Annotated in this window: 22 protein-coding genes; 7 read left to right on the top strand and 15 right to left on the bottom strand. The window is 68.1% G+C overall.

All coding sequences use genetic code 11. From position 1 onward, the window contains the following. Positions 1-23: 23 nt before the first annotated feature. From L0M17_RS09195 to L0M17_RS09210, 4 genes are all read right to left on the bottom strand, one after another. Complete coding sequence (locus L0M17_RS09195; protein ID WP_241053667.1) at positions 24-578, bottom strand: recombinase family protein; 555 nt, start codon at positions 576-578, stop codon at positions 24-26. Then, positions 572-949 (bottom strand): HepT-like ribonuclease domain-containing protein, encoded by a 378-nt coding sequence (locus L0M17_RS09200; RefSeq protein ID WP_241053668.1) that lies wholly within the window; start codon positions 947-949, stop codon positions 572-574. Before L0M17_RS09200 ends, L0M17_RS09195 begins: the two co-directional genes overlap by 7 nt. Beyond that, positions 946-1,236 (bottom strand): nucleotidyltransferase family protein, encoded by a 291-nt coding sequence (locus L0M17_RS09205; RefSeq protein WP_241053669.1) that lies wholly within the window; start codon positions 1,234-1,236, stop codon positions 946-948. Before L0M17_RS09205 ends, L0M17_RS09200 begins: the two co-directional genes overlap by 4 nt. 424 nt (positions 1,237-1,660) lie before the next feature. Then, positions 1,661-2,779: a YihY/virulence factor BrkB family protein gene (locus tag L0M17_RS09210; RefSeq protein WP_241053670.1), complete on the bottom strand. Its 1,119-nt coding sequence runs from the start codon at positions 2,777-2,779 to the stop codon at positions 1,661-1,663. Positions 2,780-2,955: 176 nt separating this feature from the next. Between L0M17_RS09210 and L0M17_RS09215 the strand changes: the two genes are divergently transcribed. The 3 genes from L0M17_RS09215 to L0M17_RS09225 are packed head-to-tail and all read left to right on the top strand — an operon-like array spanning position 2,956 to position 5,077. Then, on the top strand, positions 2,956-3,999 hold the full coding sequence (locus L0M17_RS09215) for a hypothetical protein (RefSeq protein WP_241053671.1): 1,044 nt from the start codon (positions 2,956-2,958) through the stop codon (positions 3,997-3,999). A 20-nt stretch (positions 4,000-4,019) separates the two neighbouring features. Beyond that, a complete protein-coding gene (locus tag L0M17_RS09220) occupies positions 4,020-4,484 on the top strand; it encodes a phage holin family protein (RefSeq protein ID WP_372498007.1) in 465 nt (154 codons plus the stop codon). Then, on the top strand, positions 4,481-5,077 hold the full coding sequence (locus L0M17_RS09225; RefSeq protein WP_241053672.1) for a DUF3618 domain-containing protein: 597 nt from the start codon (positions 4,481-4,483) through the stop codon (positions 5,075-5,077). Before L0M17_RS09220 ends, L0M17_RS09225 begins: the two co-directional genes overlap by 4 nt. Before the next feature lie 97 nt (positions 5,078-5,174). Here L0M17_RS09225 and L0M17_RS09230 read toward each other — a convergent pair whose 3' ends face one another. Next, entirely contained in the window at positions 5,175-6,458 is a 1,284-nt protein-coding gene (locus L0M17_RS09230) for an APC family permease (RefSeq protein ID WP_241053673.1), read from the bottom strand. A 109-nt stretch (positions 6,459-6,567) separates the two neighbouring features. Here L0M17_RS09230 and L0M17_RS09235 point away from each other — a divergent pair, with 109 nt between their 5' ends. From L0M17_RS09235 to L0M17_RS09245, 3 genes are all read left to right on the top strand, one after another. Further along, positions 6,568-7,485 carry a cation diffusion facilitator family transporter gene (locus L0M17_RS09235; RefSeq protein ID WP_372498008.1) on the top strand — a complete coding sequence of 306 codons (918 nt, stop codon included), beginning with the start codon at positions 6,568-6,570 and terminating at the stop codon, positions 7,483-7,485. 40 nt (positions 7,486-7,525) lie between these two features. Then, positions 7,526-7,861 (top strand): YnfA family protein, encoded by a 336-nt coding sequence (locus tag L0M17_RS09240; protein WP_241053675.1) that lies wholly within the window; start codon positions 7,526-7,528, stop codon positions 7,859-7,861. A 92-nt stretch (positions 7,862-7,953) separates the two neighbouring features. Continuing rightward, positions 7,954-10,242 carry an alpha-L-rhamnosidase gene (locus tag L0M17_RS09245; RefSeq protein WP_241053676.1) on the top strand — a complete coding sequence of 763 codons (2,289 nt, stop codon included), beginning with the start codon at positions 7,954-7,956 and terminating at the stop codon, positions 10,240-10,242. Between the two features lie 102 nt (positions 10,243-10,344). On the opposite strand, the gene L0M17_RS09250 is transcribed toward L0M17_RS09245, so the two are convergent. Further along, positions 10,345-11,094 (bottom strand): SDR family oxidoreductase, encoded by a 750-nt coding sequence (locus L0M17_RS09250; RefSeq protein ID WP_241053677.1) that lies wholly within the window; start codon positions 11,092-11,094, stop codon positions 10,345-10,347. A gap of 167 nt (positions 11,095-11,261) precedes the next feature. Continuing rightward, positions 11,262-12,659 carry an MFS transporter gene (locus L0M17_RS09255; protein ID WP_241053678.1) on the bottom strand — a complete coding sequence of 466 codons (1,398 nt, stop codon included), beginning with the start codon at positions 12,657-12,659 and terminating at the stop codon, positions 11,262-11,264. Positions 12,660-14,079: 1,420 nt separating this feature from the next. On the opposite strand from L0M17_RS09255, the gene L0M17_RS09260 reads away from it, so the two are divergent. After that, positions 14,080-14,889, top strand: a complete 810-nt coding sequence (locus L0M17_RS09260; RefSeq protein ID WP_241053679.1) for an IclR family transcriptional regulator — start codon at positions 14,080-14,082, stop codon at positions 14,887-14,889. A 466-nt stretch (positions 14,890-15,355) separates the two neighbouring features. Here L0M17_RS09260 and L0M17_RS09265 read toward each other — a convergent pair whose 3' ends face one another. Genes L0M17_RS09265 through L0M17_RS09300 form a run of 8 tightly spaced genes read right to left on the bottom strand, consistent with a single transcriptional unit; the run spans position 15,356 to position 22,900 of the window. Continuing rightward, positions 15,356-16,396: an NAD(P)-dependent alcohol dehydrogenase gene (locus L0M17_RS09265; protein WP_241053680.1), complete on the bottom strand. Its 1,041-nt coding sequence runs from the start codon at positions 16,394-16,396 to the stop codon at positions 15,356-15,358. A gap of 21 nt (positions 16,397-16,417) precedes the next feature. After that, positions 16,418-17,575: a pyridoxal phosphate-dependent aminotransferase gene (locus L0M17_RS09270; RefSeq protein WP_241053682.1), complete on the bottom strand. Its 1,158-nt coding sequence runs from the start codon at positions 17,573-17,575 to the stop codon at positions 16,418-16,420. Next, positions 17,572-18,483 carry an NAD(P)-dependent oxidoreductase gene (locus L0M17_RS09275; protein WP_241053683.1) on the bottom strand — a complete coding sequence of 304 codons (912 nt, stop codon included), beginning with the start codon at positions 18,481-18,483 and terminating at the stop codon, positions 17,572-17,574. The genes L0M17_RS09270 and L0M17_RS09275 overlap by 4 nt, the downstream gene beginning before the upstream one ends. After that, a complete protein-coding gene (locus tag L0M17_RS09280; RefSeq protein ID WP_241053684.1) occupies positions 18,480-19,277 on the bottom strand; it encodes an aldo/keto reductase in 798 nt (265 codons plus the stop codon). Before L0M17_RS09280 ends, L0M17_RS09275 begins: the two co-directional genes overlap by 4 nt. A 13-nt stretch (positions 19,278-19,290) precedes the next feature. Continuing rightward, positions 19,291-20,421 (bottom strand): M24 family metallopeptidase, encoded by a 1,131-nt coding sequence (locus L0M17_RS09285; protein WP_241053685.1) that lies wholly within the window; start codon positions 20,419-20,421, stop codon positions 19,291-19,293. Between the two features lie 30 nt (positions 20,422-20,451). Then, complete coding sequence (locus L0M17_RS09290; protein ID WP_241053686.1) at positions 20,452-21,129, bottom strand: 4-carboxy-4-hydroxy-2-oxoadipate aldolase/oxaloacetate decarboxylase; 678 nt, start codon at positions 21,127-21,129, stop codon at positions 20,452-20,454. Next, positions 21,126-22,181 (bottom strand): 5-oxoprolinase subunit C family protein, encoded by a 1,056-nt coding sequence (locus tag L0M17_RS09295; RefSeq protein WP_241053687.1) that lies wholly within the window; start codon positions 22,179-22,181, stop codon positions 21,126-21,128. The genes L0M17_RS09290 and L0M17_RS09295 overlap by 4 nt, the downstream gene beginning before the upstream one ends. Then, complete coding sequence (locus tag L0M17_RS09300; protein ID WP_241053689.1) at positions 22,175-22,900, bottom strand: 5-oxoprolinase subunit B family protein; 726 nt, start codon at positions 22,898-22,900, stop codon at positions 22,175-22,177. Before L0M17_RS09300 ends, L0M17_RS09295 begins: the two co-directional genes overlap by 7 nt. Between the last annotated feature and the right edge of the window lie 12 nt (positions 22,901-22,912).

Below are 22,912 nucleotides of genomic sequence, written 5' to 3' on the forward strand. Positions count from 1 at the left end.
GAATGGCCCGAACGATCTCGTTCTCAACGGTCGGTGGCGGGGAGCCATCGGTAGAGGGTCGGGACAGAGACACCGAGGTTCTTGGCGACTTCGCGTGGTGGTGTGCCCTCGGCCAGCAGGGTCCTGGCGGATCTGATCTTGGAGGGTGTCATCTTGGGCCTGCGGCCCGGGGTGCGTCCGTTGCGGCGGGCGACTTCTAGGCCGGCACGGGTTCGTTCGGCGATGAGCTCGCGTTCCATCTCGGCCAGGGACGCCATGAGGTGGAAGAAGAACTTCCCTGCCGGGGTTGTGGTGTCGATCTGGTCGGTGAGGGAGCGGAATCCCGCCCCCATCTCGGCGAGGGTCTCAGTGAAGGCGATGAGGTGCTTGACGCTGCGCCCGAGGCGGTCGAGTCTCCACACGACGAGGGTGTCGCCTTCCCGGAGCTGGTCGAGGGCTTTCTCCAGGCCAGGCCGGTTGGCCTTCGTGCAGCTGGCGGTGTCTGTGAAGACCTTGGCGCATCCGGCGGCGTTGAGGGCCGCTTCCTGCATCACGGCGTTCTGGTCGGTCGTGGAGACCCGCACATAGCCGATCAGCACGGCGGGCTCCCGCCGGCATCGGGTTGGACCGGGACGTCCTCGAGCTGGGACAGGAGGTCCGGGAGGGCGGTGGTGACAGTGTCCCAGACGAGGTCGAGGTTGATCTCGAAGTAGCCGTGGGCGATGCGATTGCGCATCCCGCGCATAGCCCGCCAAGGCACTTCGGGATGCGCCTCGGCGTAGCCGGGGTAGGTGTCCATGATCTTCGCCGCGGCCTCACCGACGATGACCAGGCTCATGACCACGGCCTGCTGGGTGCGGCGGTCGCGGCCGAACCCGTCCCGGTCCATCCCGGCGGTGAAGTCCAAGGCGTCCTGTGCGGCCTGGCCGATGTGCTCCAGGTAGTCTTCGAGCCGGTTCGCCCGGCTCATACGGGCCGGGCCTCGGCGATCACCCTGGCGCGGAACTTCTGCGGGAGGTCGGCCGGGGTCAGGACGTCGACGTGGACGCCGAGGAGGTCCTCGAGCTCCTCGGCCAGGGCCCCCAGATCGAACAGGGTCGCCCCGGGCATCGCGTCCACGAGCAGGTCCAGGTCCGATCCGTCGTGGTCGGTCCCGTGGAGAACGGAGCCGAACACGCGCGGGTTCCCTGCCCGGTGGCGGGCGGGGGCCTCGCGCACCGCGGCGCGCCGTGCCTCGAGCGCGAGCGAGGGCCTCACCGCACACCTTCTTCCCCATAGCCGTTGGTTCTCGTTTCCCATTGCGATGGTAGTTTGCCGAGAACAGGGTTTCAAGAAAGGGTTGCGAGAATAGGGGACCCTAGGGGTCTCCGCGGGGAGCCTATGCCAGGGGCCGGGTTCTCTTGAGCCTGCCCAGCAGGGCGTGGAAGCGGTGGTGCTCCAGCTCGGTCTCGCCCCGGCCCCGGTGGGCCGAGTACGGGGCAGTGGCGAGACCCGGCGCGAGTACGCCTGCGAGCTCGAGGAAGCCCTCGGACTGATGACGTTCCTGCGCAGCTGGGGCGTGCTCCTGCCCAGTGCCGGCGTTGCTCGACTGCGGGCCGCCCGGCTTGCGGGGAGGCGGGCAGCAGACGCAAATACGCGCCCGGGGGTCGCTGTGGGGGACAGCTCCACACCGGACGCGCAATTAATTGTATGGCTGTTCTGCTTGTTCTGTCGCCTGCGGAGCTTCCTCTCCATGAGAGTGCCGCAGTTCGCGCGCGTAGTGGATGTCCTTTTCGACCTGCTCCTCGCGCTTTTCGATCTTGTCCGTGGACTTGGGCGGGAGCTGGATTGACTCTTCAGCGGGAATTCCGGCCTGGAGCTCTCGGCCCCGCTCGACCTCTGCGTCGAATTCCGCGCCGAACAGGAGCGACATGTTGAGCAGCCAAACCCACAGAAGCAGGATGATGACGCCACCCAGCGCCCCATAAGTCTTGTTGTAATGGCCGAAGTTGCCCACGTAGAACCCGAAGCCGAGCGTGGCGAGGGCGAAGATGACAAGCGCGATCAGCGATCCCATGCTCATCCACCGGAACTTGGGCTGGCGCACGTTCGGCGTGAAGTAGTAGAGGACTGCGATGAGGCCAATGACAAGCGCAATGGCGACCGGCCACTTGACAATGTTCCAGACCATTACGGTCGCTCCGCCGAGGCCGGCTGCATTCCCGACCGACTCGGCGACAGGGCCGCTGAGCACGAGGATCGCGGAGATAATCGACACCACGATGACTGCGACCACGGTGACCGCAAGCGTGGTGCCGCGGAGGCGGATGAAGGGACGCCCCTCGTTGATTTCGTAGACCCGGTTCATGGCCCGCCCGAAGGCCCGGACGTAGCCCGAAGCCGACCAGATGGCGCCAACCAGGCCGCCGATGAGGGTCAGGCCTGCGGCCGGGTTGTGGGCGAGGTCTTCGATGGGCTGGCGGATGGTGTCCGTGGTTGCGCCGGGCGCCACGCTCTGGACGATATTCATCATCCCGCTGACCGTGTTCTCCGCCTGCCCGAAGAGTCCGAGGAGCGACACGATCGCGAGGAGCGCGGGGAAGAGGGCGAGGATGCCGTAATACGTGAGACCCGCCGCGAGATCCATGCATTGGTCGTTGGTGAATTCTCGCAGGGTCTTCCGTGCGATATACCGCCATGAGGGCTTGGTGACGTCCTGTGGCCGCCGCGGCTTGCGAGCGTCGTTCGGCGGGGGCGCCTTTTCTGCCTTTTCCCAAGTGCTCTCGCGCTTCGCGCTCTCCCGCGTGTCATGCCGACTCAAAGTGAACTTCCTTCCCCGGATGCGATCGCGCTTCTCCCCAAAGGGATGCTGTCGCTTTGCTGCCCCTAAAGCGGCCGATCAAACCCCTGAAGCGGTAAGGCAAGGAATTGTGTGTGCTCCTCAACCACGGGTATCAGCCCGGCACCACAAGCACACCGAGTCGAGAGGAACCCACGATGGTCGATTTTCCATCGAACGGTCCCGGCACACCGCTGGGTGCCCCAGGAAGCAGCTCGCCCACCTCGCAGAGTTCCACTGCGGAGACGGCGAAGGATGAGGCTCGCGGAGTCGCCCAAGAAGCGGGCGCCTCGGCGAGCGCGGTCGGGCAGACGGCAAAGGACGAGGCGACGAATGTCGCCCGTGAGGCTCAGTACCAGGCCAAGGACCTCATCCACCAGAGCCGGCAGGAGCTCATGCAGCAGGCGTCCGCTCAGCAGGATCGGGCGGCCGAAGGTCTCAGGTCCCTTCACGAAGAGCTCAGCTCGCTTGCCTCGAAGAGCGACAATCCGGGCGTCGGGACCGATCTGGTCCGTCAGGCAGCGCAGAGGGCAGGCGCGTTCGCCGATTACCTCGGCCAGCGTGATCCCGGTTCGCTCGTCAACGAGCTCAAATCGTACGCGCGGCGGAAGCCGGGCACCTTCCTCGCTCTCGCGGCAGGAGCCGGTCTCCTCGCTGGGCGTCTGACTCGCTCGCTCGCCGCCGGCGCATCGAACGACGGCGGGGGGCAGCCGGCAGCCAGGGGGACCTCGCCGGAGGCCTACCCCGCGGGCCACGGCTATGCGGCTGGCACCACAGGTGCCTACTCAGGCACGACGGGCGCTTACCCGGGCACGACGGGTGCTTACTCCGGAACGAGCGGGGCCTACCCGGCCGGCGCCGGAACTCCGGGGAGCGGCGTTCCCGTGTCACCGGACGTGGAGCCTCCCGTCACCCCCGTGCCAGGGGGAATCGAGCCAGCCGTCCCGGGCTACGAACCGCGGCCTGACGGATACGGCCAGTCGAACACGGTCGAGCACTCGGCGTGGGACGAGGGTGCGGTCCAGGAGGGCGCTATCACGAGCAGTGCCGCGTATGGCGCTCCTCCAGGCGCGCGGCATGCGACCGCTCCCGGTGCTGACCTCGCGGAGAGCGATGAAGGCGGCCTCTTGGGCGAGGACGCGGATCCGGTGACGGACGAGATTCCGCCGGTTCCGCGCCAGGACCGGGGTGAGCTGCGATGAGCCACCCGTATGAAGCTCCGGTGGGCGGCACGCCTGGCTACCCGCCGCCGTCGTCCGCGGCCTCAGGTTCCCCGCCCACCCCGCCGGCCGAGGAAAAGGCTGCGAGCACCTCGATTGGCGACCTCCTGAGCGACGTGACCCAGGACCTCTCGACGCTCATGCGCCAAGAGCTTGCCCTCGCGAAAGCCGAGGCGACCCAATCCGCGAAGCGGGCCGGGCGTGGGGCGGGAATGTACGGGGGAGCCGGCATCGCCGGTCACTTCACGCTCCTGTTCCTCTCCCTCGCTCTCATGTGGGCGCTGGGTGCCACCGCGATAGGGCTGGGCTGGTCCGCCGTGATCGTGGCCGTCATCTGGGCGATCATCGCGGGCATCCTCGCGGCCCGTGCCAAGAAGGACCTCCAGTCGGTCAAGGGAATGCCCCGTACCGCCGACTCCATGAAGAAGATTCCGGAATCCCTCAAGCCGAGTGAGGAGCCACGATGAGTGAGAATCCCGACGCCATCCGAGCGGACATCGAACAGACCCGACAGAGGTTGGGCTACGACGTCGATGCAGTCGCCGACAAAGTCACCCCTTCGCACATAGCGCACCGCCAGACCGAGCGGGTCAGGGGCGCAGTCTCCGGGGTGAAGGACCGCATCATGGGCACGGCCGAAGACACGACGGACAGTCTTTCGGACGCTGCCGACAGCGCGCGCGGAGCGCTTTCGAACGCGGGCGACTCCATGGGGCAGGCCAAGCAGAAGGTGACCCGGAAGGCTCAGGGCAATCCGCTCGCCGCCGGTCTCATCGCGTTCGGTGCAGGCCTCCTGGTCTCGTCGCTCATCCCGCCGAGCCAGAAGGAGCAGGAACTCGCCCAGACGGTGAAGGAGAAGGCTGAGCCCGTGACTCAGCAACTCTCGGACGCTGCATCCGAGGCTGCCTCCCACCTCAGGCAACCCGCCCAGGAAGCGGTCCAGTCAGTCAAGGAGACGGCAACGGAAAGCGCCCAGAACGTGAAGCAGGAGGCGCAGCATCAAGGCGCTTCGGTGCAAGACCGCGCCCAGGAGGCGCAGGAGAACCTGCGCCAGAGTTGAGCCTCGCTTGGAGCGACGGGCGGTTCCCCTCGGGGAGCCGCCCGTCGGCGTGTCTAGAGGGATCGCAAAACCCGGCGGGCCCCCGAAACCCTGACGGCTACCGCGGGTTTCGGGCGGTGCCCGAGGCCTCGCGCCGCACACGCTGGCCTATGAGGCGGTAGACGATGCCGACGGCGAGGACAACGAGGCCTGCGACGATCGAGGGCAGCGGGAGGCACCCGGCCAACGCAACGCAGCCGATAGCCCCCAGGATCTGGAGGACCTTGGGGTACAGCCGGTGCCCGTGATCCTGTGTGAAGGCCGAGGCGTTTGCCACGAAGTAGTAGAGCAGAACGCCGAACGAGGAGAACCCGAGGGCCCCCCGGAGATCCGTCGTCACCACGAGGATGCATACGACGACGGCGAGGACGACTTCGGCGCGGTGCGGCACGTGGTACCGGTCGTGGACGGCAGCGAGCCAGCCGGGCAGGTCCTGGTGGCGGGCCATCGCGAGGGTGGTCCGGCCGATGCCCGCGGTGATCGAGAGGAGAGACCCGAGCGTCGCCGCGGCTGCCCCGAGCCGAACGATGGGCGACGCCCACACGGAGCCGCCCGCGGTGACCACGTCGGACAACGGGGCCGAAGAGGCGGCGAGCCTGTCCGGGCCGATGGTGAGAAGGCTCGTGAGTGCCACCGCCGCATAGACCACGAGGACGATGGCGAGCGCAACGATGATGGCGCGCGGGATGGTCCGCTGGGGTTCTTTGACCTCTTCGCCCATCGTCGCGATGCGGGCGTAGCCGGCGAATGCGAAGAACAGGAGCGCGGCCGCCTGCAGGATGCCGTACCAACCGCGGTCGAGCAGGCCCGTGGTGAGCGTCGATGGCTGCGGGTGCCCTTGGGCCAGCCCGAGCACGACGACGAAAGCGAGCACCACGAGGACGGCGGCGGCGAGCACTTTCGTTGCATTCGCCGTCCGGGTGACGCCGACATAGTTGACGGCCCCTACCGCGAGGACCGCGAGCACGGCGACAGGCTTCTCCCAGCCGGCCGGGGCGGCATAGGCCGCGAACGTTATCGCCATCGCGGCCGCACTCGCAGTTTTGCCGATCACGAAGCTCCACCCGGCGAAGAATCCCGGCCACTCGCCGAGGCGCTCCCGTCCGTACACGTAGGTGCCGCCCGACGTTGGGTATTGCGTCGCGAGCTGGGCGGAGGCCGTTGCGTTGCAGTAGGCGACTACGCCAGCGATCGCGAGCCCGATCACCAGCCCGGCCCCCGCCGAGACGGCCGCAGGGGCGAACGCGGCGAAGATACCGGCTCCCATCATGGACCCGAGGCCGATGGCGACGGCATCGAAAGTGCCCAGACGCCGCGCGAGTTCCCCCTGTTCGCTTGTCACACATGCTCCTTGAGGTATCTGGCTGTTGCTCTACTTTGTAGCAGTCGTCGCACGGACACTTCCCCTCGGGTACCTTCGAAGACATGAAGGTCCTCGAGGTGTACGCGGCGTGAACGATCACTCGCACGCGCATGACGTCGACCCCGTGAAGGACCGCAGACGGCTGCTGACGGTGTTCACGGTGACGGTCGTGATCATGGTGGCCCAGGTCATCGGTACCGTACTCTCCGGGTCGCTCGCCCTGCTCGCTGATGCCGGGCACATGTTCACCGACGCCTCCGGTCTCCTGATTGCCCTCATCGCCGCCTCGCTCGCGCTCAAGCCCCGCACTCCGGAGCGGACGTGGGGCTACCGGCGCGCGGAGATCCTTGCCGCTGCGCTGCAGGCCGGCCTCCTTCTTGTGGTCGGCGCCTTCGTGCTCGTCGAGTCCGTCCGCCGGCTTGTCGAGCCGCCCGAGGTGGGATCGGCGGCGATGCTGTGGTTCGGCGTCATCGGCCTCGCTGGAAACGTCGTCTCGATGGCCGTCCTCGCCTCGAGCCGCCACCGGAGCTTCAACCTCCGGGCGGCGTTCCTGGAGGTCCTCAACGACGCGCTCGGGTCTGTCGCAGTGATTGTCGCTGCTGCCGTCATCGGCCTCACCGGTTGGACCCGGGCTGACGCAGTGGTGTCGCTCCTCATCGGTGTGCTCATCATTCCGCGCACCCTGCGCCTGCTGAAGGACACGGCGGACGTGCTCCTCGAGTCCACCCCGAAGGGCTTGGACCTGCGGGCCGTCCGCGAGCACATCCTCGCGCTCCCGCATGTGCTCGACGTCCATGATCTCCACGCGAGCCTCGTGGGTTCCGGGACTCCCGTCATCACGGGGCACGTGACGCTTGAGGACCGCTGCCTGACCGACGGCCACGCCCAGGCCATTCTGGCCGACCTGCAGAAGTGCGTCGCCGAGCACTTCGAGCTCGCGGTCGAGCATTCGACCTTCCAGCTCGAGACCGCGGCGTACCGGGACCGGGAGCACATCCACCACTGACATCCCGCGCTTCTCTGCGGGCAACTGGGATGATCAGCCGGTGAACATCCTCAGATCCTCGGTGTTGTTCGTGCTTGCCGCGGTCGCGGAGATCGGCGGCGCGTGGCTCGTCTGGCAGTCCGTGAGGGAGGGGAGGCCCTGGTGGTGGGCCGGCCTCGGGATGCTCGCCCTCGGAACCTATGGCTTTGTCGCGACCCTGCAGCCGGACGCGCATTTCGGCCGCATCCTCGCAGCCTACGGCGGAGTCTTCGTCGCTGGATCTCTCGTATGGGGAGTTCTGTTCGATGGCTACCGGCCCGACGGGTGGGACATCTCCGGCGCGGCGATCTGCTTGGCCGGGGTGGCCGTCATCATGTTCGCCCCGCGCGGGAGCTGAGCCGCGAGCACCGGATGTGATTTGGGTCATGCTAACGTGAAGCCACGCTCGTGAATCGGTTCAAATCTCTTCGCTGACAACGGAGGCGCCCCTTGGGTTCTTGGCATTCCCGCTTCATTTCACCCGATGCCGGGTTCGGCGGTGCCCCGCTGCTGCGCGGCGAGTTCCGGCTCGAGGAGGGCCACGGGGAGGTGGTCTCGGCGAGACTGTTCCTCTCAGCCCTCGGGGTGGTGGAGGCGTTCGTGAACGGGGTCCGGGCCTCGGAGGACGTCCTGACGCCGGGCTGGTCGTCGTACGAGTGGCGGGTGCGCTACGCGGAGCTGGATGTCACCGAGCTGGTCCGAGCCCCCATGGTCGGGTCGTCGGTGGTTCTGGGCCTCGCACTGGGCAACGGCTGGTACGGGGGCCGGCTGACCTGGTCCGGCGGGTCGGCGTTCTACGGAGACGAGCTGGCTGGGTTCGCGGAGCTGAAGGTCCGCTTCGCGGATGGGCACGAGCAGGTGTTCGGCACGGACGGCTCGTGGACGGCGGGCCCGTCGGCGACGACGGCGAACGACCTCTACGACGGGCAGTCCATCGATGCCCGGGCGTACGACGACGCCTGGCTGGCCCCCGGGTTCGCCTCGCCGGAGTGGGCTGGCGTGCACGAGCTCGAGGACGACCTGGCCCGGCTCGAGCCGTACGTCGGCCCGCCGGTGCGGCGCCAGCAGGAGCTGGTGCCTGTGAAGGTGTGGGAGTCGCCGTCGGGGAAGGTGCTGGTGGACTTCGGGCAGAACCTCGTGGGCTGGGTCCGCACCGAGGTGACGGGGCCGGAGGGCTCGGTCGTGGTGCTGCGGCATGCGGAGGTGCTTGAGCATGACGAGCTCGGGACGCGGCCGCTGCGCTCCGCGGAGGCGACGGACCGGTTCACGCTCTCGGGCGGGGCGGACGTGTTCGAGCCGACGTTCACGTTCCACGGGTTCCGGTACGTGGAGGTCGAAGGCTGGCCGGGCGGCCTCGAGGGGCTGAAGGCCGCGGTGTCGGCCGGCAGTGGGCTGACCGCCGTCGTCGTCTCCTCGGACCTGCGGCGGATCGGCCGGTTCGAGACGTCGGAGCCGCTGGTGAACCGGCTGCACGAGAACGCGGTGTGGGGGATGCGGGGGAACTTCGTGGACGTGCCGACGGACTGCCCTCAGCGTGACGAGCGCCTGGGCTGGACCGGCGACATCGCGGCGTTCGCCCCGAGCGCGTGCTTCCTGTTCGACTCGCGGGACTTCCTGCGGGACTGGCTGCGGGATCTGGCCCTCGAGCAGGAGCACCAGGACGGCATGGTCCCGTACGTGGTCCCGGACGTGCTCAAGTACGTCGAGAACCACAAGGAGTTCGGCGCCCCTGACACGACTGCGCTGTGGAGCGATGCCTCGGTGTGGGTCCCCTGGGCGGTGTGGCAGGCGTACGGGGATCGGCGTGTACTCGAAGAGGCCTTCCCCTCGATGACGTCCCACGCGCGCCGTGTGCGCGGGAAGCTCTCCGAGAACGGCCTGTGGGACACCGGGTTCCAGTTCGGCGACTGGCTCGACCCCGACGCCCCACCCCACGCACCGGCAGAGGCGAAGGCGGACACAGGGGTCGTCGCGGCCCTCTGCGCCTACCGCACTGCCGATCTCGTCGCACAGACCGCGGCCGTGCTCGGCGACCCGGAGGCCGAGGCCGAGTTCCGGGAGATGGCCGAGGAGATGCGGGCAGCGTTCACCCGGCACTGCCTCCACGACGGGGTGATCGAGAGCGACTGCACCACCGTGTACGCCCTGGCGATCGTCTTCGGGATCCTCGGCGGGGCCGACCGGGAGTTCGCGGGACGGCGCCTGGCCGAGCTCGTCGAGGCCTCCGGCTACCGGATCTCGACCGGCTTCGCCGGCACCCCGTTCGTCACGGACGCCCTCACGGCCACCGGGCACCTCGATACCGCCTACCGGCTGCTGCTGCAGACCGAGAACCCCTCGTGGCTGTACCCGGTCACGATGGGCGCGACGACGATCTGGGAGCGCTGGGACTCCATGCTCCCCGACGGGACCATCAACCCCGGCGAGATGACCAGCTTCAACCACTACGCCCTCGGCGCGGTCGTCGACTGGCTCCACCGCACCGTCGGCGGCCTCGCACCCCTCGAGCCCGGCTACCGGCGCATCCTCATAGCACCCCAGCCCGGCGGCGACCTCGAATGGGCCGAGACCAGCCTCGAGACCCCGCACGGCCTCGCCTCGGTCCGGTGGGAGGTCGCCGACGAGAAGCTCCACCTCACGGCCGTCGTCCCCGAGGGCGCTGAGGCGGTCCTGCGTCTGGCCGGAACCGACGACGAGATCCTCGGGGCGGGCAGCCACAAGCGAGAGGCCGCCCGCTGAGACCTCGAGCGTCTAGGGCGTGCAGCCAGAGCAGCCAATCCTGCCGCACCCGCAGACGCCCATCACCACGATGTGCAGCGTCGCTTCTGTCAGGTTCACCAACTAGCGCCGGTCGAAGGTGAGGCCGCCGGGGACTTGGAAGGTGGGCATGATCTCGATCATGCCGATGTTGACGTGGCGTGGGGTCTCGATGGCGTAGTCGAGGGCGTTGACGATGTCGTCGGTGGTGAGGGACTCGTAGCCTTCGTAGTACGTCTGCCAGGCCTCCTCCATGGCCTCGGGGGAGCCGCCGAGGTTGCGGCCGAAGATCTCGGTCTCGACGCGGCCGGGGCAGATCTCGGTGACGCGGATGCGCTTGCCGACGGTGTCGTTGCGCAGCTGGCGGGAGATCTGGTGCACGGCGGCCTTGGTGGCGTGGTAGGCGGTGTGCCCGTAGAAGTTGTAGAGGCCCGCGATGGAGCTGATGTTCACGATGTGGCCGAGGTCGCGTTCGACCATTCCGGGCAGGGTCAGGCGTGTGAGCTGCAGGAGGGCCCGGAGGTTGACGTCGATGATCTCGTCGAGGTCCTCCTCGGTGGAGTCGAGGATGTTCCCGGGCCGGGAGACCCCGGCGCAGTTGACGAGGACGTCGACCTCGAGGGTGCCGAGCGCGGAGGCCAGCGCCGCCGTGTCGGTGAGGTCGAGCGCGTGGGGGACGGCGCCGGTGCGGTCCGCGAGCTCGGTGAGCCGGTCCTCGTTGCGGGCGACGGCGTGGACGGCGAGCCCGCGCTTGGCGAGCCGCTCGGCGATCGCGGCGCCCATCCCGGTCGAGGCTCCGGTCACGAGGGCGGTCTTGTAGTCAGCGAAGGGCATCGGTTCTCCGGGGAAGGACGAGGCTGTGCGCCAACGGCACGGCCAGATGGTCTGGTGTGGTCGGAAGCTGCGGCGGTGTCAGGGTGGTGACTTGAGCGGTCACTACCCTGACACCGCCGCAGCCGCACTGGTGGAACTGCTTGCGGGCTCGGACGGGCGACAGCCCGTCAGTCCACTGTGCGAGGCTTGGCAGCGAGATCGGAGGTGGCCCTGGTTGGGAGCTCGATCGCGGCAGTGATGACGGCCTTCTCCCGCTCGCTCTGCTGCACCTCGTCGAGCTCCTTGAGGGTGTACTTTCGGGTCTCCTTGCCGGTGAGCGCCGAGACCCCGGCGAAGAGCATGAACCCGATTGCGACCATGGACGGGCCGACCCAGTCCTTGAGGTTCGCTCCCGCGAGTGCTGTGGCGAGGACGGGGCCGATGACGCCCGAGATGGCGAAGCCGATCTGGGTGCCGAGGGCGAGCCCGGAGACGCGCAGCCGGCCGGGGAACATCTCGGCGAAGAACGAGGGCCAGGACGCGTTCACCATGGAGTAGAAGAGGGAGTAGTTGATGATGCCGAACAGGAAGATCAGTGCCCAGTTGCCGGTCGTGATCGACCAGAGGTAGGGCGCCATCGTGATGCCGACGCCGATCGTTCCGCTGAGGAACATCGTCTTGCGGCCGACCTTGTCCACGAGGAACCCTGCCAGGGGGGTGATCGCCAGGGCGATCACGGCCGAGACCGTCGTCGTCAGGAGCATGGTCGGCTTGTCCAGCTTGTACCCGGACGTTCCGAAGGCCACCGAGAAGGTCTGCATCATGTAGCTCGTGCCGGCGATGAGTGCGCAGAACACGATCCGGAGCACCGCGCGCCAGTGGAAGCGCAGGAGGTGTCGGAGCGGGGCGACGTTCGCCTTGGCGCGCTGGGCCTCGACGAACTCCGGCGGCTCCTGGACATGGCGGCGGATCAGGTAGGCGACCACCACCACGACGGCGGAGAACCAGAATGGAAGCCGCCAGCCCCAGGACAGCAGCTGCTGCGAAGGCATCGCGGCGATCGGGATGAAGAGCAGCAGCGTGAGCAGCGTGCCCGAGGATGCGCCCAGGGTCGTGAAGCTCGTGATGAACCCGCGGCGGCGATCTGAAGAGTGCTCCAGGCTCATGGTGATCGCGCTGGGCTGCTCGCCGGAGAGGCACAGCCCCTGGATGACGCGGATCGCCACGAGCAGGATCGGGGCAGCGGCACCGATCTGGGCGTACGTCGGCAGGCAGCCGATCAGGAAGGTGCACCCGCCGATGCCGAACAGCGTGATCATCATGACGAACTTGCGGCCGAAGCGATCGCCCATCGGCCCCAAGATGAGAGAGCCGAGGGGCCGCACGGCGTAGCCGACCGCGAAGGTGACCAAGGACAGCAGCACGCTGATGCCCTGAGGCAGCTGGGGAGAGAAGAAGAGGACGTTCAGGATCAACGCCGACGCGGTGCCGTACACCGCGAAGTCGTAGTACTCGAGCGTGGTGCCAATCCAGGCCGCGACTGCCGCCCTGACCGGGGTCTTCTTGGGAAGTATGGTTTCAGTCATTTCGTCTCCATTGGCGATGGGTGACCAGCGGCCCGCCGGTAACGTGGGCTGCGAAAAGAGATCTCCAGTGGAATGTCCGGTCGGCCCTGGTGTGGGCTCTCTCGCCTGACGAGTGTGTGCTTGTACGGCCTTGCGGACTGGTCTCGTCTTCAAAGTAGCGTTTGAGGTGTTGGTCACACAAAGACAGCTTTTGTGTTCCTACATAGCGATCTTTTATGGCAGGGCTGCGAACAGCGTTTCAATCCAATTTCGCTTGTGCTCCGCGGACCACGAGCCGATGTCCGGGGAGACCCTCAAGAGGCAGTTGCTGTCCCGCTAGGGCAGGGACGCCCCACCTGAGCTCGATCTGGACGACCTCCGTGCGAGAGCCTTATCCCGTCACTTCACTTTCATCTTATTCAGCGCCAATTACGCTGCCTACCATTGAGCTGCAGGCCGATTTGTCATCAGCGGACTCGCCAACGCAGCGCAAGGAGGCCTGGAATGAACAAGACCACCAATGCTGGGGGACAGATCGCGGGCAGTGGGGAGACCCAGTAAAGAGAAGTAGAGAAGAGGGGCGTCCCCGGCCCCACTGCTTCTCTTCCCTCCTGCTGGTTTCAGCGCCCGACGGGGTGTCCGGCCCGCTGGCCTTCAAGACATCGCGGGATCGTGAGGCGCCACTGAGCCGGAGGTCCGAAGCGCACGGCCGGGAGTCCGGGCCGGCACCCGCCTCGACAGCCAACCTTCCCGTCAATCCCTGAACCGGAAATCAGCTTCGACCGCTGAGTCGCACAGAGGCAAATCAGCAATAGTCCCGCGCGATTGCCGAACCATCGAGTGGCGGGTAGGGGGAGGGATGAGCGCAGGGGCCCTCTGCATCAGGCGGAGCAGACGGGTGTTCGGCGTCTCTGTGGGGACCTGCGCCCCGTATCGCCGGACCGGCGCCAGGGGGCGCGGGTCTTGTGCGGGTGGCGGCAGGAAAGGCCGGGGCGACACGCGATCCATAGCGCGGGCTTATCGGAACACTCGGTTTTGATCTTGTTCAGTTTCAGGCTGTCCTGCCTACGATTGTCCGACAGGCCATTTCGAAGGTCCGCGATCACACTCCAGTAAGCGCAAGGATGCCCTGAAATGAAGAAGATCAGCCAGGCCAGCTGGAATTTGAGGAAGCCCAGGAATCGGACCGTAGTCCCTACGGGATCGCATTGTCCAGTAACTGGGCTTTGGCGTCCGGTCGGTTCATCGGCTGAACCGGGTTTCGTCTTTGAAGGAAGCGTTATGCCGACGAACGCGGGAGAACGGACACAATGGCAGCTTGTCGAGATTCTCCGGAATCGGCTTGATGTGACCCATTGAAAGTGTCATGTCGTGCGTGAAGTGACGGGGAAGAAGCGGTTCGGCGGTCTGTGGCGGCCCCTCGGACCTGAGAGTGGGTGGAATGCGGGAATCCGACCGCTCGATTGAGTCGAGCCCGGCCGCCGCAGTCACTCGCGGGATCGAGCTGCTCGAGTTCCTGGCGCGCAGTCATGGACCGCTATCGCTGGCGGACCTCGCGAAGGGAATCGGCGCGGCCCGCTCGTCCACAAGGAACGTCTGCATTGCCCTTGAAGCCGGTGGGCTCATCCAGCGCACGGACGGCGGCTACCTGCTGGGTTGGCGGCTGGTCGAGCTGGGCGGGGCGCACCTCTCCTCCTTCGATCAGATCCGCGAGTTCTACCGCGCGTGTTCCGAGTCCCCGCTACTGGGGCACGAATTGGTCCAGGTTGCGGTGTTGGAGGGCTCCACCGATGTCCTCTATGTGGCACGGCACGAGGGACGCGCGCCGCTCCAGCTCTCTGCAGGCTTCGGTGACCGCTTCCCGGCGGCGCTCACCGCCGTCGGCCAGGCCCTGCTCGCGCTCCTCGGCGATAGGGAACTCGGTCATCGCTTTTCGGATACGCGCGTCTTTGAAGCGGGGACGCAGTGGAGGGTGCGGAACCTCGAGCAGCTCGTTGTGCGGCTCGGCGAAGTACGGGCGCGCGGCTACGCCGTCGATCACGGCGGAGTCCACCCCGCCGTGACCGGCATCGCCGCTGCTGTGCCTGGGCCAGGCGTGCCGCGCTTTGCAGTCGGCGTCTCCCTGATTGGGATCCGGGCAGATGGTGAAGATCTGGCCCAGTATGGGAAGGCCGTGAGGACGATGGCAGCGCAGATGGCTCTGCCGACTGGGCGGATGTCCAGAGCTCCTCGCCTCCAACGGCCCACCTGAAATGCTGCTTGAGCGGAACGAAGCAGCGGACTGGAGCATGTCCCCAGCTTCCGGCCAGTCTCGTCGCCCCCGCCCTTGCGGCTGTCGGACCGATGCGAGGCATGGAGCCCCCGTTGTTCCGCCGACCCTCCAGCGCGGGCCCCACCGTGGACAGCGACTTCGGCGCTGGGCCCTCCTGCAGGCGCTGAGCGGGCTTGGTCGGCTGAAGCGAGCGGGCTCCCTGCGCTCGTGAAGCGTGGGAGCCATCGCGGGATGCAAGGCTCTTTCGCCTCGCACTCATCGTGCCCACCGGGGCCTCCCGAGGGACGCGGGACTGGCGATCGATCCCAGGCCCCGCATCCCTCCTCGACGGCGGAACCGTAGGCCCTTGGTGCCTCCCGGTCCCGCGGCGCTTCGCTCCCTGGAGCCCGCCACTTGCCGCGTCACCCGTTCTCTGCTTCGACGGCCGGCACCAAGCCCGGGCTGACTAGAGCGTCGAGGTGTCGATGACGAACCGGTAGCGCACGTCGCTGGCGATGACCCGTCCCCACGCCTCGTTGACCTTCTCGGCTGGGATGACTTCGACTTCTGCACCGAATCCGTGCTTGGCGCAGAAGTCGAGCATCTCCTGGGTCTGGCGGATCCCGCCGTTCTTGGTTCCGGCGATCCGGCGTCGGACCCTGTGGAGGGACAGCGGATGGAATGTCATCGGTTTCTCGGGCAGTCCCGCGAGGACTAACGTGCCGTCGAGTGCGAGCAGCCCGAGGTAGGCGTCGAGGTCGAGGTCGGCGGATACCGTGTTGACGATGAGGTCGAAGCGGCCCTTGAGGTCCTCGAAGGCGCTGGTGTCCGAGCTCGCGTAGTAATGGTCGGCTCCGAGCCGGAATGCGTCGTCCTGCTTCTTCAATGACTGGCTGACCACGGAGACCTCGGCGCCGAGGGCGTGGGCGATCTTTACCCCCATGTGCCCGAGGCCGCCCATGCCGATGATCGCGACCTGCTTGCCGGGCCCGGCGCCCCACATCGTGAGCGGCGAGTAGAGCGTGATGCCCGCACACAGGAGCGGCGCGGCGACGTCGAGCCCGAGCGAGTCGGGGATGCGGACCACGTAGTTCTCGTCGACCGTGATGTGGGTGCTGTAGCCGCCGGCTGTGGGGAGGCCGTCCCGCCCGATGGAGTTGTAGGTGGGGATGTTCCCCTTGCAGAACTGCTCCCCGCCGTCCAGGCATGCCGGGCACTCCCGACAGGAGTCGACGAAGCAGCCGACGCCGACGCGGTCGCCGACGGCGTGCTTGGTGACCTCGGTGCCGACCGCTTCGACGACGCCGGCGATCTCGTGGCCGACGACGATGGGATAGGCGGGGCTGCTGCCCCACTCGCCGCGGGCGATGTGGATGTCCGAGTGGCAGATCCCGGCGAACCTGATGGCGATGAACACCTCGTTCGGGCCGGGCTCCCGCCGCTCGATCGTGGTCGGGACGAGCTCTCCGTCGGCGGAGGGCAGGGCGTAGGCGTGCGCTGTGGGCATTGGGGTTCTCCTTGGAAGTGGTCAGAGGCTTGAAAGGCCGGCGGCCAGGCGCTTGATGCCCTCGGTGATCTCCTCCTCGCTCGCGGCGTAGGAGAGACGGATGTGCTGTTCGCCGTGAGCGCCGAACTCGCTGCCCGGGCGCACTGCCACGCCAGCGGAGCGGAGGCGGCCCACGAGGTCCGATGACGGGATGTCGGCGTCGTAGCGTGGGAAGAGGTAGAACGCGCCCTCGGGGGAGCTCGCTGCGAGGCCGGGGATCCCGGCGAGGCCTTCGAGCATGAGGGCGCGCCGACGACGATAGGCCGTGAGCATGCGCCGCACGTCGGCCTCGCCTGTCCTGAGGGCAGCGAGGGCGGCGAACTGGTTCACTCCGCCCACCGAGCCGTTGAAGGTGGCGTGGACGCGGGAGGCCGCCGCGATGACGTCGCGTGGTCCCCACACGTACCCGACCCTCCAGCCGGTCATGGCGTAGCTCTTCGAGAATGTCTGGCAGTAGACGGTGCGGCCGCGGAGGCTCGGGACTCCGAGCGCCGACGTGAACGGCTCGGGCGTGTACACGAGGTCGCTGTACGCCTCGTCGGATAGCACGAGCGTGCCGGTTCCGGCCAGCATCTCGCCGAGGGCGTCGAGCTCGGCGCGGGTGTGCACGATCCCGGTCGGGTTCGAGGGGTTGCAGAAGACGAACATCCGGGCCCCCCCGAGCGCGTCCTCGAGGGCGGCCAGGTCCCAGTGCAGGTCATCCCGGAGCGGGACGGGGACGCATTCGCCGCCGGCCATGCTGATCAGGTCCGAGTAGAGCGAGTAGGTGGGGTCGGGGATGACCACATTGTCGCCGGGATCGACGACGCCGAGGATCACCGCGGCGAGGCCTGCGGTGCCGCCCTGGGTGACGAGGACGTCGGCCGGCTGCAGCTCCTCTCCGGCCTGGGCGGAGAGCTTCTCCGCGAGGGCCTCCCGGAGGGCGGGTTCTCCGGCGAGCGGCGAGTAGTGGGTCCTCCCGTCGTCCAGGGCGCGGACAGCGGCGCCGCAGATCTGGGCGGGCGTCTCGAAATTGGGCTCGCCCATGGCGAGGGAGACCAGGTCCGGCGTCGACTGCGGCTGCTGGACCCTCCTCGAGGTGCTTTCGATGCGGAGCACCGATTGGGAGGGGTGGAAGCGCAACTCCTCGTTGACGGTCATTCGGGTTCTCCTCGTTTCGATCTGAACAGTTCCTGGACGACTGAATGGTCCTTGTGGCCGAGGCCCAGGGCAACGGCCGTTTCGAATAGCGAAGCCGTTTCCCGTGTCACGGGGAGTTCGGCTCCCAGACGGTTCCCGAGGCTCAACGCGTACCGGAGGTCCTTGAGCTGGTTGACCGCGCTCCCGCCGGGTTCGTAGTCCCTTCTCAGGAGCTTTCCGGCCTTGAGCTCGAGGACGGCGCTGCCCGCGAGTCCGCCTCTGAGTACCTCGACGAGCTTTTCCTGGGAGAGCCCGGCACGCCGTGCGAGGTCGAGCGATTCGGCCAGGGCGACGAGGGTCCCTGCGACGACGATCTGGTTGCAGAGCTTGGCCGCTGAGCCAGCCCCCGTTGGCCCCATGTTCTGGACGGTCGAGGCGAACGTCCCGAAGAGCGGGCGCAGCGCGGCGAAGTCCTCCGGGTCGGCACCGACCATCAGGCTCAGGGTGCCGGCCCGGGCGCCGGCGTCCCCTCCGCTCATGGGGGCGTCGAGGACGCGGATGCCGTACGACGCCATCCGCGCCGAGAGCGAATGGACCTTCTCCGGGGAGGTGGTGCTCAGCACGACGAGGTACCGCGTGCCGTTGCGGGCCCACTCCTCGAGGACGCGCGACGGGGTCAGGTCGGTCAGCTGGTCGATGTCCGGGAGCGCGGAGATGACGACGTCGGCGGCGAGGTCCGCGGGATTCGCCGCAACCTTCGCGATCCCTTGGAACTCCTGGGCCGTGGCCGCGGTCCGGTTCCACACCTCGAGGGCGTACCCGTGCTCGGCGACGTGCCGCGCGATCGGGGCGCCCATGGGGCCGAGGCCGATGAGCGCCACTCTCCCCGCCCCGGCACCCAGCGTGCGCGATTCCGCTGCGCTCGTCATTCGAGTTCGCTGAGCGCGTCGAGGGCGTTCATCTCGTCCTCGGACAGCGTGAACCGCATGACGTCGAGATTGCTGAGCATGCGATCGCGGTGCGCCGACTTCGGGACCACGGCAACGCCGTGCTGCACGTCCCACCGGATGATGACCTGGGTGGGCGTGGCCCCGTGGGCCTGGGCGGTCTCCGTCAGGACAGGGTCGTCCAGTCGGGCGCTGCGCAGCGGGCTGTGGGCACCGACGACGACGCCGCGCTCACGGCACGCCGTCAGGTACCGTTCGCTGAAGTGGACCGGGCTCCACTGGAGCTGCGCCACCTCGGGGTATTCCCCGGTCTCCCTCTTGAGCGCGTCGAGGAGCCGGATCTGGTAGTTGCTCACGCCGATCGCCCGAACGAGGCCTTCCTCGCGGGCACGGAGGAACTCCCGCCAGCTCCCAGCGCCGGGGCTCCCGCCGGGAGGCCAGTGCATCAGCCACAGGTCCACATACTGGGTCCCGAGCGCTTCGAGGCTCTGCTCGAGGGTCTTCCGCTCGAAGCCGACGGCGTCCGGCGGGAGCTTCGTGGTAACGAAGATCTCCTCGCGCGGAATGCTGGTCTGGCGGAGGGCCTCGCCGACGGCGTCCTGATTCTGGTAGCGGGTGGCCGTGTCCACGCTGCGGTAGCCGAGGTCCAGAGCCTGGAGGATGGCGTCGGTGGCCTCCTGGCCGCGCAGTGGGTGCGTTCCGAATCCGATGAGGGGCATCGTCGCGCCTCCCGCCAGGGTGACGGTGGGGGTTGCGGTGGAAAGTGCTTGGGTCATTTTGCCTTCCCTGTCAGTGGAGCTCTATGAGGCGCATCGGAACGATGTTCAGCCGCTCGTTCCCGCGCTCCGTCACCAGGACGGTTGTCTGGTACACGACGCCGGGGCCCTGTTCTCCGGCGAGAGCGGTACGGACCGACAGCGCCATGCCGGGCTCGAGAACCTCCTCGGAGCCCGCCGAGAGCAGGGGACGCCCGACGCCGGCGCCGACCGAGTAGCCGATCACCGGATCGAGGCGGTCCGGCGAGACGGTGCCCTGCAAGGCCTGCCGGTGGGTCGCGAAGACCTCGTCAGCGCGGACGCCCGGACGGATGGCCTCGAGCGTGGTCTCGGTAGCGTCGGAGAGGGCCTCGGCGAGGCTGCGGAGGAGCGGCCCGGGCGCCTGGAAGACGATCGTGGTGCCTGCCGCGCCCGTGTAGTTCTCGCTCAGCGGGTAGAGCGCGAAGGGCAGTGGCTGGCCGGGATCCAGGGCGCCGGTCTCCACGTGCCGGCCGAGGAGGGTTGCGATGCTTCCCGCCGGACAGTAGCCGGCGCGCGTGACGCCGGCGACGTGCTCGAGCGGGGACCAGGCCTCCCCGCCCCCGGCCCGCCGGAGGGAGCGGTCGACGTTGCGGACGATCTCGTACACCCGCAGCTCGGGGGTCATCCTGTCGACGACGGCCGTGTAGCCGATGTCGGCGAGGTCGGCGGCGGCACGAAGGCGACGGATCTCGTCGTCGTCCTTGATGCGCATGGCCGCGCGGAGGACTTCTTCTGCGGCAATCCGTGCGGCCTCGAATGTCTGGACGCCTCGTTCCGCAGCGATGCGCGAAGACGTCGGGAGGCCGGAAATGTGCATCCGGAGGACGGAATCGCGGCGCTCCTCGGCGTCCTCGCCGAGGGGCCAGAAGTCAGTGAGGCCCTGGTAGCCGCTCGCCGCGATCTTCGGCTGGTCGGCCTCGGAGGCCAGGAGCGCGGTGTTCCCTCCCGGTCCGAGGATGAGGACCGTTCCGGGGGCGGTGAAGGAGCGGATGTTCAGGTCGGCGAGGTAGGCGATCGCGCTCGGGCTCGTGACCGCGAGCACGTCCGCACCGGCGGCCTCCAGATGCGTGGCGGCGCGGCGGACGCGGCGCTGGAGGGGGGAGAGTGTCGTGGTGGAAGTCATCGGTACCAGTCCTGTCGTCGGGGAAGGGGTTCAGTCCTCTACGAGCAGGCCCTTGGCCTTGAGCTTCTCGGCGAGGCCGTGGAGCTCGATGACGGTCTTGCCCCCGGCGCGGTGCTGGGCCATGATCTCGGCCTCGTGGTCCTCGCGTGCCTTGCAGGCGCGGATGACGTCCTCTGCCTCGTCCGGGCGGATGACGACGATGCCGTCGGCGTCGCCCTTGAGGATGTCGCCCGGGTTGACGGTCTGCCCGCCGATGGTGATCGGGAAGTTGACCGGTCCGAGCGTCTCCTTGACGGTGCCCTCGATGCACACCGAGCCGGAGAAGACGGGGAACCCGAGCCCGATGATCTCGGCGCTGTCGCGCACGCCCGAGTCGGTGACGAAGGCCGCCAGGCCCTTGGACTGGCACGCCGTCGCGAGGACCTCGCCGAACGACCCCGACTGCTCGAGCTCGCCCGCTTCGACGATCACCACATCGCCCGGCTGGGCGTAGGAGATCGCGACCTGGACCATGATGTTGTCCCCGGGCTGCGCCTTGACGGTGAACGCCGGCCCGCAGAAGGACATGCCCGGGTGGAGGGGCTTCAGGCGGTGGGAGAGTGCTCCCTTGCGTCCCTGGGCCTCGTGGATGGTGGCGGAGGAGAAGGCGCCGAGGCGTTCGACGACGTCACTTGCGGGCCGGTCGAAACGGGTGCGGACGTGGATCATTGGGGCCTGCTTTCTGCTGGTTGCGGTGGAGTGGGAAGTGGTGGGTCGCACGGGATGTGGGCCTGTGGTGTGGCGGGGAGCCCGACGCCGAAGGTCCTCACGCCGTGGGCGGCGAGGACCTCCCAGCATCGTTCCCGGAGCCGCGCGATCTCGAGGTGCTGCTCGAGCTGGCGCAGCGACGCCTGCTCGAGCGTCGTCGGGCGGAAGCGGACGCGCTGGCCTGGCCTTGCCTGCGCGATCGCATCCAGGGCGGGGAGGGTGAGCACGGCCAGGACCGGGTAGCCGGCGGTCACACCGCGCCCGCGGTGCAGCACGAGCAGCTCTTGGGTCGAGGGGACTTCGACGGCTCCGACGGGGACGCCGCGGGAGAGGACCTCGCCCGTGGACACGCGCTCGGGGAGGCGGCCGGCGAGGCGGAGGCCCACGTGGTTGCTGCGCGGGCTCACGACATACGGTTCCTCGAAGAGCCGCGAGGCCGTTTCTCCGAATTCTCCGATGTCCGGGCCGTCCGTCACCTCGATGAGCAGCTCCTGCTCGATCCGCCGGGCGATCTCGCCGAGCCGGAGGAGGGGAAGGTCCATCGACGGGTTCCTGAGCGGAGCTTGGCTGAGGTTGCATGCGAGGCGCTGGCCCTTCTCGAGGCGCAGGCCGAAACCGATCATGCTGTCCGGCGCGCAGCTGCCGAGCAGGAGGGGGACGGTGAAGGAGCCGTGGACCGCGAGGTAGCTCCGCAGACCCACCGTGCACGGGTCGATGGTGACGATCTGTCCGGTCTCAACCGAGACTGGGGTGTGGCCGGGGGCCGTGTATCCGTCGATCCGAATGCTCCCGCCCGCTCCTGTGACCGCGAAGAGCAGGTCCGTCTCGGCAGCGAACGAGAACCTGCTCGCGGTGATTTCCAGGAGGGGTGCGTTCTCATGGTTGCCCACGAGGATGTTCGCGATGCGCGCCGAATACTGGTCGAGGGCACCGTTCACGGAGAACCCGAGCGGGGGCGCCTGGAACCGGCCGAGATCCGTGACAACCGTCATGCCCGGAGTGAGGATCAGCATTCGTCCACCAGTTCCCCGAGTCTGATCCCGACGAAGTCGTCCCATTTGCTCGGAGCGATCGCACGGAAGCGGATGAAATCGCCGGGGCGGTAGGGGACGAGGGTGGCGCTCTCTCGGTCCATCACGTCCACGGGGGAGAGCCCGATGAGGCGCCAGCCGCTCGGGGCTGCGACCGGTCCGACCACCCCCTGCGAGCCGGCGACCGAGATCGCGTTCGGGGGTACCTGCAGGCGCGGGTCGGGAAGCCTCGGGATGGGGCGGGAGAAGGCGGGGCCGTCGATCATGCACGAGGCTGCGGGGCCGCCGAGGCAGCGCACCACGTACTCCTGGGCCGTGTGCAGCGCGACAACGTCTGCTTCGCTGACGTTCAGGTAGTCCGCTACCCAGCCGAGGTCGGGGCCCTGCTCGCCGCCGTACACGACTGGGAGGGTGAAGTGGCGCGGCCGGCGATGGGCCTTATTCCTGCCCGGCCTGTCGCTGAGCGCGTCGCGGAGGATGACGTCGAACAGGGCCGAGAGCATGGGGAATGTCTGGCGGGAGGGGTCGAACTCGACGAGCAGCGAGTCATAGGTGGGCACCACACCGTACACGCCGGGGACCGGGCGCGCGCCGATCCATTCGGCGATCCTGTGCACGGCCTCCCACTGGTGTTCGGGCGCGGCGTCTTCGACGAGGACGCGGAAGGCGGCTTCGCCGCAGGGAGCCAGACGTGTCTTCATGGTGGCCTTGTG

Origin of the sequence: Sinomonas terrae (assembly GCF_022539255.1) — a bacterium.
GTDB lineage: Bacteria > Actinomycetota > Actinomycetes > Actinomycetales > Micrococcaceae > Sinomonas > Sinomonas terrae.

Bases quoted from the DNA above. Each gene is read 5' to 3' on its own strand.
- L0M17_RS09295 (WP_241053687.1), bottom strand. From the start codon at position 22,181: ATGCTGATCCTCACTCCGGGCATGACGGTTGTCACGGATCTCGGCCGG.
- L0M17_RS09265 (WP_241053680.1), bottom strand. From the start codon at position 16,396: ATGCCCACAGCGCACGCCTACGCCCTGCCCTCCGCCGACGGAGAGCTC.
- L0M17_RS09285 (WP_241053685.1), bottom strand. From the start codon at position 20,421: ATGACTTCCACCACGACACTCTCCCCCCTCCAGCGCCGCGTCCGCCGC.
- L0M17_RS09300 (WP_241053689.1), bottom strand. From the start codon at position 22,900: ATGAAGACACGTCTGGCTCCCTGCGGCGAAGCCGCCTTCCGCGTCCTC.
- L0M17_RS09255 (WP_241053678.1), bottom strand. From the start codon at position 12,659: ATGACTGAAACCATACTTCCCAAGAAGACCCCGGTCAGGGCGGCAGTC.
- L0M17_RS09225 (WP_241053672.1), top strand. From the start codon at position 4,481: ATGAGTGAGAATCCCGACGCCATCCGAGCGGACATCGAACAGACCCGA.
- L0M17_RS09200 (WP_241053668.1), bottom strand. From the start codon at position 949: ATGAGCCGGGCGAACCGGCTCGAAGACTACCTGGAGCACATCGGCCAG.
- L0M17_RS09290 (WP_241053686.1), bottom strand. From the start codon at position 21,129: ATGATCCACGTCCGCACCCGTTTCGACCGGCCCGCAAGTGACGTCGTC.
- L0M17_RS09280 (WP_241053684.1), bottom strand. From the start codon at position 19,277: ATGACCCAAGCACTTTCCACCGCAACCCCCACCGTCACCCTGGCGGGA.
- L0M17_RS09260 (WP_241053679.1), top strand. From the start codon at position 14,080: ATGCGGGAATCCGACCGCTCGATTGAGTCGAGCCCGGCCGCCGCAGTC.
- L0M17_RS09275 (WP_241053683.1), bottom strand. From the start codon at position 18,483: ATGACGAGCGCAGCGGAATCGCGCACGCTGGGTGCCGGGGCGGGGAGA.
- L0M17_RS09250 (WP_241053677.1), bottom strand. From the start codon at position 11,094: ATGCCCTTCGCTGACTACAAGACCGCCCTCGTGACCGGAGCCTCGACC.
- L0M17_RS09215 (WP_241053671.1), top strand. From the start codon at position 2,956: ATGGTCGATTTTCCATCGAACGGTCCCGGCACACCGCTGGGTGCCCCA.
- L0M17_RS09270 (WP_241053682.1), bottom strand. From the start codon at position 17,575: ATGACCGTCAACGAGGAGTTGCGCTTCCACCCCTCCCAATCGGTGCTC.